The 12,278-nt window shown below is 72.1% G+C and carries 7 protein-coding genes; 4 read left to right on the top strand and 3 right to left on the bottom strand.

What is annotated here, in order from left to right; genetic code table 11:
- The first annotated feature begins 49 nt into the window (after positions 1–49).
- Positions 50–952, top strand: a complete 903-nt coding sequence (locus CP975_RS14280; RefSeq protein WP_055529735.1) for a hypothetical protein — start codon at positions 50–52, stop codon at positions 950–952.
- 105 nt (positions 953–1,057) lie between these two features.
- Here the strand turns inward: CP975_RS14280 and CP975_RS14275 are convergent, their stop codons facing one another.
- The gene (locus CP975_RS14275; protein WP_246201506.1) at positions 1,058–2,602 is read right to left on the bottom strand and encodes an MFS transporter; all 1,545 of its coding nucleotides are present in this window, start codon (positions 2,600–2,602) and stop codon (positions 1,058–1,060) included.
- Between the two features lie 368 nt (positions 2,603–2,970).
- Between CP975_RS14275 and CP975_RS14270 the strand changes: the two genes are divergently transcribed.
- Positions 2,971–3,759 carry an ABC transporter ATP-binding protein gene (locus tag CP975_RS14270; protein ID WP_055529737.1) on the top strand — a complete coding sequence of 263 codons (789 nt, stop codon included), beginning with the start codon at positions 2,971–2,973 and terminating at the stop codon, positions 3,757–3,759.
- Positions 3,756–6,338 (top strand): ABC transporter permease, encoded by a 2,583-nt coding sequence (locus CP975_RS14265; protein WP_055529739.1) that lies wholly within the window; start codon positions 3,756–3,758, stop codon positions 6,336–6,338. The genes CP975_RS14270 and CP975_RS14265 overlap by 4 nt, the downstream gene beginning before the upstream one ends.
- A 76-nt stretch (positions 6,339–6,414) precedes the next feature.
- Here CP975_RS14265 and CP975_RS14260 read toward each other — a convergent pair whose 3' ends face one another.
- The gene (locus tag CP975_RS14260; RefSeq protein WP_150476948.1) at positions 6,415–7,893 is read right to left on the bottom strand and encodes a DUF2079 domain-containing protein; all 1,479 of its coding nucleotides are present in this window, start codon (positions 7,891–7,893) and stop codon (positions 6,415–6,417) included.
- Positions 7,894–8,137: 244 nt separating this feature from the next.
- Between CP975_RS14260 and mfd the strand changes: the two genes are divergently transcribed.
- On the top strand, positions 8,138–11,668 hold the full coding sequence (mfd, locus tag CP975_RS14255; protein WP_055529741.1) for a transcription-repair coupling factor: 3,531 nt from the start codon (positions 8,138–8,140) through the stop codon (positions 11,666–11,668).
- Positions 11,669–11,671: 3 nt separating this feature from the next.
- Here mfd and CP975_RS14250 read toward each other — a convergent pair whose 3' ends face one another.
- Positions 11,672–12,121: a nuclear transport factor 2 family protein gene (locus CP975_RS14250; RefSeq protein WP_055529743.1), complete on the bottom strand. Its 450-nt coding sequence runs from the start codon at positions 12,119–12,121 to the stop codon at positions 11,672–11,674.
- Positions 12,122–12,278 lie beyond the last annotated feature (157 nt).

Genomic DNA, 12,278 nt, shown 5'->3' with positions numbered 1-12,278 from the left:
GCGCCAATCGCGCTGTACGTGCGAGGTACGTCGGAGAGGGGTTCCCAGGATGAGCAGCAGCGGTGCATCGTCGTCGCCGCACGGCTTCACCACCGTGCGTGGGCGCGGCTACCGTCCCCAGCAGGTGGAGGCGTACGCCGCCGGACTTTCCGAGGAGCGGGACGGGGCGTGGGAGCGTGCCGCCCGGCTGACCGTCCTGGCCAAGGACATGGAGGTCCAGGCCGAGCATCTGCGGGACGCGGTGTCGCGGCTCGCCCCCCAGACGTACGAGACGCTGGGGGAGCGGCCCCAGCGGATCCTCGCGCTCGCCGAGGCGGAGGCGGCCGCCGTGCGCGAGGCGGCTCGCGCGCAGGCGCAGGCCGTGACCGGAGAGGCCGAGGCCGGGGCGCGCGGGGTGCGGGAGGCGGCTCGCGCGTACGCCGATGAGGTGGGCGCGGATGCCGACGAATGGGTCAGGCGGCGGTTGCTGGACGACCGGGCCACGGCCGACGCCGCCCGGATCTCCGCGCGGCGGGACGTGAAGGAGTGGCGCGGCGAGGCGCTGGCCGCGCTGCGGGAGATGCGGCAGCGCTGCGAGGGTCTGCTCGCCGAGCAGCAGAAGGAGCAGGCCGAGCGGTGGGAGGCGGCCGAGCGGGAGATCGCCGAGCGCGAGGCGGCGTCCGACGCGCGGGACGCGGAGCTGATCGCCGCGGCGGAGGCCCGCCTGTCCGAGGCCAAGCGGGCCTTCGCGGAGGTGGAGGAGTCCGCCCGGCACGGCCAGGAGGACGCGGCGGCGCGGGGCGCGGAGGTCATCGCGGAGGCGAGGGTGCGGGAGGATCGGATCACCCGGGAGACGGAGCGGCTCCTTCGGGAGCACGGGGAGCGGTGGGACGAGGTACGGGCCCACATGGACCACGTGCGCTCCAGCCTGGCCGCCCTGACCGGCCGCGCCCCCGCCGAAGAGGCCCCCTAGCCGAGGTCCCGGTCCTCCCGGGTGGGCGTGGCAACGTGCGGGTCGTGCCGGGCTGGTCGCGCAGTTCCCCGCAGTCGGCACCAGGCAACGACCCACCCCCCGGGCCTATTCAGGCCGCCGCGCAGGGGACACCTGGTCAGAAGGGGTCCGCCGCTGCTCCGGAAGGAGCGGAAAGCGTCTCGGCGCCAGGGCGAGGAGAACAAGCAGGGCCAGGCACGCCGCAGCCCCCGCCCCAAGGAACACCGCGTCGACCGCCCCGTCCACCGCTCGCCGCAAGCGCTCGCGGTCCGGGCCGGAGACGGACCCGGGGTCGTCAAGGACGCGCGCGACCGAGTCGAGGGAGCCGGAGCCGCCGAGCCGCGCGCTCAGGACGCCGTTGGCCACCGCTCCGAAGAGCGCGGCGCCCAGCGTCTGGCCGATCTGGCGGCAGAAGAGGATGGACGCGGTGGCCGTGCCGCGTTCGGCCCAGTCGACGGTGGACTGGACGCCGACGACCAGCGGGAGCTGGAAGACGCCGAGTGCCGCGCCGAGGAGCAGCATGATCAGGGCGGGCTGCCAGGCCGAGCCGGGGTAGGGCAGCAGGGGGAAGGCGAACAGGATGAGGGCCGCCGCCGAGCTGCCGACGACCGCGGCGTTCCGGAAGCCGATCCTGCGGTAGACGTGCTGGCTGAGCGCGGCCGAGACGGGCCAGCTCAGGGTCATGACGGAGAGTACGAAACCGGCGGCGACCGGGGCGAGTCCGAGCACGGACTGGGCGTAGGTGGGCAAAAAGACCGTCGGGGCGACCATCAGCAGCCCGAGCGCGCCGAGCGCGAGGTTCACCGCGGCGATGGTGCGCCGCCGCCACACCCAGCCGGGGATGATCGGCTCCGCGGCCCGCCGTTCGACGAGGACGACGAGGGCCACCAGCGCGAATCCGGCGGCGAACAGCGCGAGCGAGGGCGCGGAGAGCCAGGGCCAGGCGACGCCGCCCTGGACGAGCGCGGTCAGCAGGACGCCGCCGCAGGCGAAGACGGTGAGCGCGCCGGGCCAGTCGACGCGGCCCCGCGGGACCTTCTCGCGGTCCGGCTCGTGGAGGTGGCGCACGATCAGCCAGAGGGCGAGCGCACCGATCGGCAGGTTGATGAGGAAGATCCAGCGCCAGTCGGCGCAGGAGGCGATGAGGCCGCCGAGCGCGGGGCCCGCGACGGCCGAGGCGGCCCACACCGTCGACAGCCTCGCCTGGATCCTGGGCCGTTCCTTGAGCGGGTACAGGTCGGCGGCGAGCGTCTGCACGGTGCCCTGGAGGGCGCCGCCGCCCAGGCCCTGGACGACGCGGAAGGCGATCAGCGACTCCATGTTCCAGGCGAGCGCGCACAGCGCCGAGCCGAGCAGGAACAGCACGCTGCCCGCGATGAGCACGGGCTTGCGGCCGAAGGTGTCGGAGAGCTTGCCGTAGACGGGCAGGGTGACGGTGGCCGCGAGGAGGTACCCGGAGAAGAGCCAGGAGAAGATCGGGAAGCCGCCGAGGGAGCCCACGATCTGCGGGACCGCGGTCGACACGATCGTGGCGTCGACGGCGACCAGCGCCATGGACAGCATCAGCGCGGCGACGACCGCGCCCCGGCCGCCGCCCCCGCCACCGGTCCGTATCGCGTCCTGTGTGCCCACGACGATCCCTTCCCCCTGCACCAGTTGCTGCGGGCCACCTTCCCATCCGGTGGGGCTGCGGGGCAGGGGTCGCGGCAACCCTGAGAGATCTCCGTGGGCGAGGGGGAGATCCCCTAGGGGGAAGTCCGTAGAACGGCCGGGGGAGGGCTCGTACCACTGGAGGATGAGAGGTCCCGGTGGCGGTCCTTAGATTGTCCTTACGACGCACCCGGGGGCCGAGCGGCGGGCGTACCGCACCTCGGAAGGTGGGGTTTACCCCCGGAAGAGACTGCGCTGAGCACCAGCGCGCCGGGGCCCGTCGGGACACCAGACTGAAGCGCGCAGCGCAGACACCCGGCTCACCGCATGACCGACATAGGAGACTTACCGTGACAACGGCTGTGACCACACCCAGGCACGGGGGCACTGGAGGGCGTACGGCCGTGGCGGCACGGGCGCGCCAGGTCGTGAAGGCGTACGGCTCGGGGGAGACCCGGGTCGTCGCGCTCGACCACATCGACGTGGACATCGCCCGCGGGCAGTTCACCGCGATCATGGGCCCCTCCGGCTCCGGCAAGTCCACCCTGATGCACTGCCTCGCGGGCCTCGACACCGTCACGTCCGGCCGGATCCACCTGGACGAGACCGAGATAACGGGCCTGAAGGACAAGAAGCTCACGCGGCTGCGCCGGGACCGGATCGGCTTCATCTTCCAGGCGTTCAACCTGCTCCCGACGCTGAACGCCCTGGAGAACATCACGCTGCCGATGGACATCGCGGGCCGCAGGCCCGACCGTGCCTGGCTCGACCAGGTCGTGGAGACCGTCGGCCTCGCCGGGCGCCTCAAGCACCGTCCCACCGAGCTGTCCGGGGGCCAGCAGCAGCGCGTCGCCGTGGCCCGCGCCCTCGCTTCGCAGCCCGAGATCATCTTCGGTGACGAGCCGACCGGAAACCTCGACTCCCGTGCGGGGGCGGAGGTGCTGGGCTTCCTGCGCCGCTCGGTGACCGACCTCGGCCAGACCATCGTGATGGTCACGCACGACCCGGTCGCCGCCTCGTACGCGGACCGCGTCCTGTACCTCGCCGACGGCCGGATCGTCGACGAGATGTACCACCCGACCGCCGACCAGGTCCTCGACCGCATGAAGTCCTTCGACGCGCGGGGGCGCACCTCATGACCGTCCTCAAGACCTCGATGCGCAACTTCCTCGCGCACAAGGGCCGCATGGCGCTGTCCGCCGTGGCCGTGGTCCTGTCGGTGGCGTTCGTGTGCGGCACGCTCGTCTTCTCCGACACGATGAACACCACCTTCGACAAGCTCTTCGCGGCGACCTCCGCCGACGTCACGGTCTCCCCCAAGTCCGCCGAGGACTCCGACGACGCGCCGCGCAGCGGCAAGCCGGAATCGATGCCCGCCTCCGTCGTCGCCGAGGCGAGGAAGGCCGACGGCGCCAAGGACGCCGAGGGCGCGGTCGCCAGCCAGAGCGTGACGGTCGTCGACTCCGACAACAAGAACCTGGGCCCGAGCAACGGCGGCCCGACCATCGCCGGCAACTGGACGCGCAACGACCTGCGTTCGATGGACATCACCACCGGCCACTCCCCGCGCGGCCCCACCGAGGTGATGATCGACGCCGACACCGCCGACAAGCACCACCTGGAGATCGGCGACAAGCTGCGGACCATCGCCGCCACCGGCGACCACACCGCGAGGATCAGCGGCATCGCCACCTTCAAGGTGACCAACCCCGGCGCCGCGATCGTGTACTTCGACACCGCCACCGCCCAGCGTGAACTCCTCGGCGCCACCGGCCGGTTCACGCACATCAACGTCACCGCGGACGCCGGCGTCAGCGACACGGCGCTGAAGCGGAACGTCGCGAGCACCCTGGACAAGGCCTCGTACGACATCAAGACGCAGAAGGAGACCGCGGACGACAACCGCAAGGACGTCAGCAGCTTCCTGAACGTCATGAAGTACGCGATGCTCGGCTTCGCCGGGATCGCCTTCCTCGTCGGCATCTTCCTGATCATCAACACCTTCTCGATGCTGGTCGCCCAGCGCACCCGCGAGATCGGCCTGATGCGCGCCATCGGCTCCAGCCGCAAGCAGGTCAACCGCTCCGTGCTCGTCGAGGCGCTGCTGCTCGGCGTGGTCGGATCCGTCCTCGGCGTCGGCGCGGGCGTCGGTCTCGCCGTCGGCCTGATGAAGCTCATGTCCGGCATCGGCATGAAGCTGTCCACCGGCGACCTCACCGTCAACTGGACGACCCCCGTGGTCGGCATGGTCCTCGGCGTCGTCGTCACCGTCCTCGCCGCCTACCTCCCCGCACGACGGGCCGCCAAGGTCTCCCCGATGGCCGCCCTGCGCGACGCGGGAACCCCGGCCGACGGCAGGGCGAGCGTGCTGCGCGCCGTGATCGGCCTGGTCCTCACCGGCGTCGGCGGCCTCGGCCTGTACGCCGCCTCGCGGGCCGACGAGGCCAAGGAGGGCTCGCTCCTCCTCGGCGGCGGTGTCGTGCTCACCCTCATCGGCTTCGTCGTCATCGGCCCGGTGCTCGCCTCCGGCGTGGTCCGTGTGATCAGCGTGGTCCTGCTGCGCGCGTTCGGCCCGGTCGGGCGGATGGCCGAGCGCAACGCCCTGCGCAACCCGCGCCGCACCGGCGCCACCGGCGCGGCCCTGATGATCGGCCTCGCGCTCGTCGCCTGCCTCTCCGTGGTCGGCTCCTCGATGGTCGCCTCCGCCACCGACGAACTCGACAAGTCGGTCGGCGCGGACTTCATCGTCCAGCCCACCCAGCCCGGCGTCGCCATCACGGAGAAGGCGGCCAAGGCGCTGGAGAAGGCCGACCACGTCGGCCACATCACCCACTACAAGCAGATCAACGCGGACATGACGACCCCCGACGGCAAGACCGTCGACGGCGTCGGCCTGAGCGCCGCCGACCCGACGTACGCCAAGGACCTGCGGCGCGAGACGGTCGCGGGTGAACTGTCCGCCGCGTACGGCAAGAACGCCATGTCGACCGGCGACGAGTTCGCCAAGAAGCACGGCCTGAAGGTCGGCGACAAGCTGAAGGTCGCCTTCGAGCACGGCAGGACGGCCGAGCTGAGGCTCGCGGCGATCACCTCGGACGACAGCTCCGTCGACAAGGGCGCGATGTACATGAACATCGCGACGCTCAAGGAGTACGTCCCCGCGGACCGGATGCCGCAGAACGACATCATGTTCGCCACGGCCGCCAAGGGCCAGGAGGACGCCGCGTACCAGTCGCTGAAGGACGCCCTGGCCGCGTACCCGCAGTACAAGGTCATGGACCAGACCGACTTCAAGCAGACCCTGAAGGACCAGGTCGGCCAGTTGCTGAACGTGGTCTACGGCCTGCTCGGCCTCGCGATCATCGTCGCGATCCTCGGGGTGGTGAACACCCTCGCCCTCTCGGTGGTCGAGCGCACCCGCGAGATCGGCCTGATGCGGGCCATCGGCCTCTCGCGCCGCCAGCTGCGCCGCATGATCCGCATGGAGTCGGTGGTCATCGCCCTCTTCGGCGCGCTGCTCGGCCTCGGCCTCGGCATGGGCTGGGGGGCGACGGCGCAGCAGCTCCTCGCCCTGGAGGGGCTGAAGATCCTGGAGATCCCCTGGCCGACGATCATCGCGGTCTTCGTCGGATCCGCGTTCGTGGGCCTGTTCGCGGCGCTCGTCCCGGCCTTCCGGGCGGGCCGGATGAACGTCCTGAACGCGATCGCCACCGAGTAGCCACCGCCACGGGGGTGCGGGGGAGCACCGGCCCCGGCGGGCGCGCGAGTCGCGTCCACCGGGGCCGGTGCGCCGGTCAGGAGCGGGTGCCGGGCTCTCGGTCCCGGCGCAGCAGGACGTATCCGTAGGCGGTGTCCGCGGGCACGTACTCGGTGCCCGGGTGCAGCTTCTCGGCGTAGGCGACCGGGTCCTTCGTCCAGCCGGACCGCACGTCGAGGGCGACGTACTGGGGGACGACCGGGCGGGCCGCGCCCACCCAGAAGACGCGGGCGCGGGAGGTGAGCCTGCTGATGGGCCCTATGTTCGCCTCGACCGTGGCGCCGTCCGGCACCCGGTCGAGCATCTTCTCCACCGCGACGACGCGCTCGCTCTTCTCGTACGTCTTCGCCTCGGTGAGGCCCGCGAGCGGCAGGGACGTCGTCAGGGCCAGCGCGGCGGCGGCCGCGCAGGCCGGCAGCCGGTCGGCGTACTGGCGCAGCCACGGCCGCTCACTTCGGCGGAGGATGTCGACGGCGTCGACGAGGGCGAGCAGGACCACCGGCATCAGGACGGCGCTGTAGTGCCAGTCGGTTCCCCAGTAGTGGTCGTCGGCGGAGAGGAAGCGCCAGCCGAGCGTGGGCAGCGCGACGAGCAGCAGCGGTGAGCGCAGGGCCAGCAGCCCGGTGGTGGGGATCAGCAGCCAGGCGAGCGTGCGCAGCTTGGTGTCGAGCCCGCCGAACGCCCCCGCGGCCGCGCCGCCCTCGCCGACCTTGTCCCAGTAGTCGTACGCGCCCCCCGAGTTGAACGCCGGAATGATCAGGGTGAGCGTGACGAGCGTCGCGACGGCGCCGAAGGCCAGCACGGCCAGGGCGTAGGGCACGGCCCGGGAGTGGCCGCCGCGGTGGGCCCGGACCGCCACGACGAGCGCGATCGCGGCGAGCGTCACCCCCAGGTCCTCCTTGACGAGGACCAGCGGCAGCGCCCACAGCAGCGCGGCCCGCCAGCGCCTGCGCAGCAGGGCTTCGAGGGAGAACGCGATGAGCGGTACGGCGAAGCAGATCTCGTGGAAGTCGAAGTCGGCGGCGCGCTGGATCCCCCAGGAAAGCCCGTACGCGATGCCCACGGCGAGCCCCGAGCCGCGCCCGAGCAGCCGCGTCGCCGCGCGGGTGACGGGAATCGCGGAGACGGCGAGGAGCAGCGCCTGCGCGACGAGCAGTGTGAGGGGCGAGGGGAAGAGCCGGTAGGCGGGCGCGAGGAGTGCGGTGACGGGGCTGAAGTGGTCGCCGAGGATGTTGGCGCCGGGCCCCTTGAGGTCGGCGACCGGCACCTGGAGGTGCGCGTAGGCCCGCACGGCCTGCTCGAAGATCCCGAGGTCCCAGGAGCGGCTCTCCATGCGCCGGTAGCGCCCGACGGACACCGCGGCGTACGCGAGGAACAGCGCGGCGGCGAGAAGATACGGGACGCGGTCCCAGACGGAGCGGGCCCCCTTGCGAGGGCCGGGAGAGGTCTGGTCCCGCGACGGTATGAGCCCGTCGCCGCACACCGGGGCGGGGGCGTCGGACTTGGCTCCGGGCATGGGGTGCGCTTTCTGGTCGGAGAGGGGAGCAGAATTCAGCCCCTGGGGGTCCCCCCGGACGGAGTCTGGGGGAGATGGAGGAGCGGGGTCCGGGGCGGAGCCCCGCGGCAGGACGACAGTCCCGCCGTCGGAACATTGTGCGTCAGGCAAAGCCCACCCCCGCCAGGCGCCCCGAGTGGAGGACCCGCACCGGCCGACCCGGAGTCGTAGGCTGGAGGCCCCCCGGCCCGAGAGAAAGCCTTCCATGAGCCTGCACGGTCTGCTCGACGCTGTCGTCAAGGACTCCGCACTCGCCGAGGCGGTCAAGACCGCCACCGACGGCCACCGCGCGCACGTCGACCTGGTCGGACCGCCCGCGGCCCGCCCCTTCGTCGTCGCCGCCCTGGCCCGCGACTCCGGCCGCCCCGTCCTCGCCGTGACGGCCACGGGCCGCGAGGCGGAGGACCTGGCCGCGGCGCTGCGCACGATCCTGCCGCCGGACGGCGTCGTCGACTACCCCTCGTGGGAGACGCTGCCGCACGAACGCCTCTCGCCCCGCTCCGACACGGTCGGCCGCCGCCTCGCCGTCCTGCGGCGCCTCGCGCACCCCCGCCCGGACGACCCGGAGACCGGCCCGGTCTCCGTCGTCGTCGCGCCGGTCCGCTCGGTGCTCCAGCCGCAGGTCAAGGGCCTCGGCGACCTGGAGCCCGTGGCCCTGCGCTCCGGTCAGACCACCGACCTGAACGAGATCGTGCAGGCGCTGGCGGCAGCGGCGTACTCCCGGGTGGAACTGGTCGAGAAGCGCGGCGAGTTCGCTGTCCGCGGCGGCATCCTCGACGTGTTCCCGCCAACGGAGGAACACCCGCTGCGCGTCGAGTTCTGGGGCGACGACGTCGAGGAGATCCGCTACTTCAAGGTCGCCGACCAGCGTTCCCTCGAAGTCGCCGAGCACGGCCTGTGGGCGCCGCCCTGCCGTGAGCTGCTGCTCACCGACGAAGTGCGGGAGCGGGCCGCGGCCCTCGCCGAACAGCACCCGGAGCTGGGCGAGCTGCTCGGGAAGATCGCCGAGGGCATCGCCGTCGAGGGCATGGAGTCCCTCGCGCCGGTCCTGGTGGACGACATGGAGCTGCTGCTCGACGTCATGCCGAGGAACAGCATGGCCGTGGTCTGCGATCCGGAGCGGGTGCGCACGCGCGCGGCCGACCTGGTGGCGACCTCGCAGGAGTTCCTCCAGGCCAGCTGGGCGGCGACGGCCGGTGGCGGCGAGGCCCCGATCGACGTGGGCGCCGCCTCCCTGTGGGGCATCGCGGACGTCCGGGACCACGCGCGCGACCTCGGCATGATGTGGTGGTCGGTGAGCCCCTTCGCCGCCGACGAGGGCCTGGACGAGAACACCCTCAAGCTGGGCATGCACGCCCCGGAGACCTACCGCGGCGACACCGCGAAGGCCCTCGCCGACACCAAGGGCTGGCTCGCCGACGGCTGGCGCACCGTCTACGTCACCGAGGGCCACGGCCCCGCCGCCCGCACCGTCGAGGTCCTCGGCGGCGAGGGCATCGCGGCCCGCCTGGACGGCGACCTCACCGAGCTGACGCCGTCGCTGGTGCACGTCTCCTGCGGCTCGATCGACTACGGCTTCGTCGACCCGGCGCTGAAGCTCGCCGTCCTCACCGAGACCGACCTGTCCGGTCAGAAGGCGGCCGGCAAGGACGGCCAGCGCATGCCCGCGCGGCGCCGCAAGACGATCGACCCGCTGACCCTGGAGGCCGGCGACTACATCGTCCACGAGCAGCACGGCGTCGGCCGCTACATCGAGATGGTGCAGCGCACCGTCCAGGGCGCCACCCGTGAGTACCTGGTCGTGGAGTACGCCCCGGCCAAGCGCGGTCAGCCCGGCGACCGCCTCTACATCCCCACCGACCAGCTGGAGCAGATCACCAAGTACGTCGGAGGCGAGGCCCCGACGCTGCACCGCCTCGGCGGTGCCGACTGGACGAAGACCAAGGCGCGCGCGAAGAAGGCGGTCAAGGAGATCGCCGCCGACCTCATCAAGCTCTACTCCGCCCGCATGGCCGCGCCCGGCCACGCCTTCGCCCCCGACACGCCCTGGCAGCGCGAGCTGGAGGACGCCTTCCCCTACGCGGAGACGCCCGACCAGCTCACCACGATCGCCGAGGTCAAGGAGGACATGGAGAAGACGGTCCCGATGGACCGCCTGATCTGCGGCGACGTCGGCTACGGCAAGACGGAGATCGCGGTCCGCGCGGCCTTCAAGGCGGTGCAGGACGGCAAGCAGGTCGCCGTCCTCGTCCCGACCACCCTCCTGGTCCAGCAGCACTTCGGCACGTTCTCCGAGCGCTACTCCCAGTTCCCGGTCAACGTACGGGCGCTGAGCCGCTTCCAGACGGAGACCGAGTCCAAGGCGACGCTCGAAGGCCTGCGCGACGGCTCGGTCGACATCGTCATCGGCACGCACCGCCTGTTCTCCTCCGAGACCAAGTTCAAGGACCTCGGTCTGGTCATCGTCGACGAGGAGCAGCGCTTCGGCGTCGAGCACAAGGAGCAGTTGAAGAAGCTCCGCGCGAACGTGGACGTGCTGACCATGTCGGCCACCCCCATCCCCCGTACGCTGGAGATGGCCGTGACCGGCATCCGCGAGATGTCCACGATCACCACCCCGCCCGAGGAGCGCCACCCGGTCCTGACCTTCGTCGGGCCGTACGAGGAGAAGCAGATCGGCGCCGCGATCCGCCGCGAACTGCTGCGCGAGGGCCAGGTCTTCTACATCCACAACCGCGTCGAGTCCATCGACCGCGCCGCGGCGAGGCTGCGGGACATCGTCCCCGAGGCCCGCATCGCGACCGCCCACGGCCAGATGTCCGAACAGGCCCTCGAACAGGTCGTCGTCGACTTCTGGGAGAAGAAGTTCGACGTGCTCGTCTCGACGACGATCGTCGAGTCCGGCATCGACATCTCCAACGCCAACACCCTGATCGTCGAGCGCGGCGACAACTTCGGCCTCTCCCAGCTGCACCAGCTGCGCGGCCGCGTCGGCCGTGGCCGCGACCGCGGTTACGCCTACTTCCTCTACCCCCCGGAGAAGCCGCTCACCGAGACCGCCCACGAGCGTCTGGCGACCATCGCCCAGCACACGGAGATGGGCGCGGGCATGTACGTGGCGATGAAGGACCTGGAGATCCGCGGCGCCGGAAACCTCCTCGGCGGCGAGCAGTCCGGGCACATCGCGGGCGTCGGCTTCGACCTGTACGTACGCATGGTCGGCGAGGCCGTCGCCGACTACCGCGCGTCCCTGGAGGGCGGGGTCGAGGAGGAGCCGCCCCTGGAGGTCAAGATCGAGCTGCCGGTGGACGCGCACGTCCCGCACGACTACGCCCCCGGCGAGCGGCTGCGCCTCCAGGCCTACCGCGCCATCGCCTCCGCCAACACGGAGGAGGACATCAGGGCGGTACGCGAGGAACTGACCGACCGCTACGGCAAGCTGCCCGAGCCGGTGGAGAACCTCCTGCTGGTGGCGGGCCTGCGGATGCTCGCCCGCGCCTGCGAGGTGGGAGAGATCGTCCTCCAGGGCAACAACATCCGCTTCGCGCCGGTGGAGCTGCGGGAGTCGCAGGAGCTGCGGCTCAAGCGGCTCTACCCCGGCACGGTCATCAAGGCGAACGCCCAGCAGATCCTGGTGCCGCGTCCCAAGACCGCGAAGGTGGGCGGCAAGCCGCTGGTCGGGCGCGAACTGCTGGGCTGGACCGGGGAGTTCCTCACGTCGATCCTGGGGTCGTAGCCGTCAGGTCGCGGGGGTGCAGGCCTGCGCGATCGACAGGCTGTTCTCGTAGAGGTGGTGCCGGGTGATCCGGCCCTCCTGCACGGTGAGCCGCAGCGCGAAGGGGCCCGCGAAGGACTTGCCCGTGGCGCGTACGGTGCCCGAGACGTGGCCCATCAGGACCGCGTCGGCGCCGTCCACCAGGAAGGTGTCGACGTCGGCGCGGGCGTCCTCGGGCACGGTGTGTGCCATCAACTCCGTGAACTGGGCGGCGCACTCGGCGGCCGTGGAGCGCGGCCGTATCCACGGCACGCCGGGGTTCTCGGCGAGCAGCCAGTCGACCTCGTCGGCGAAGAGGGCGGTCATGCGCGCCGTGTCCCCGGCGATGCGGGCGGCGAGGAACTCCTGGACGGTGGCGCGGGTGGCGTCCGCCCGGTCGGCGGGGCCGTTGGCGGCGGTGGGCGTGGCGGACATGGCGCTCTCCTCGGAAGTGGGCTGCTGAGGCGGTGTGCCTGATCCTGCCGGGGGAGGAGGGGGACGGTCGATTACCCGGCGGGTAAAGAGGCCGGGCCCCTCGAACGGTCCGGGCCGGCCGCCCGTTACGGTGGTGGCCGGGGGAGATTCCGCCCGG

Source organism: Streptomyces alboniger, assembly GCF_008704395.1.
In the GTDB taxonomy this organism is placed as follows: Bacteria; Actinomycetota; Actinomycetes; order Streptomycetales; family Streptomycetaceae; genus Streptomyces; species Streptomyces alboniger.
Note: the sequence above shows the minus strand (reverse complement) of the source record. Positions and strands in the feature narration are given on the sequence as shown.

Excerpts from the sequence above, each read along its gene's own strand:
- CP975_RS14250 (WP_055529743.1), bottom strand. The coding sequence starts at position 12,121 with ATGTCCGCCACGCCCACCGCCGCCAACGGCCCCGCCGACCGGGCGGAC.
- CP975_RS14260 (WP_150476948.1), bottom strand. The coding sequence starts at position 7,893 with ATGCCCGGAGCCAAGTCCGACGCCCCCGCCCCGGTGTGCGGCGACGGG.
- mfd (WP_055529741.1), top strand. The coding sequence starts at position 8,138 with ATGAGCCTGCACGGTCTGCTCGACGCTGTCGTCAAGGACTCCGCACTC.
- CP975_RS14265 (WP_055529739.1), top strand. The coding sequence starts at position 3,756 with ATGACCGTCCTCAAGACCTCGATGCGCAACTTCCTCGCGCACAAGGGC.
- CP975_RS14280 (WP_055529735.1), top strand. The coding sequence starts at position 50 with ATGAGCAGCAGCGGTGCATCGTCGTCGCCGCACGGCTTCACCACCGTG.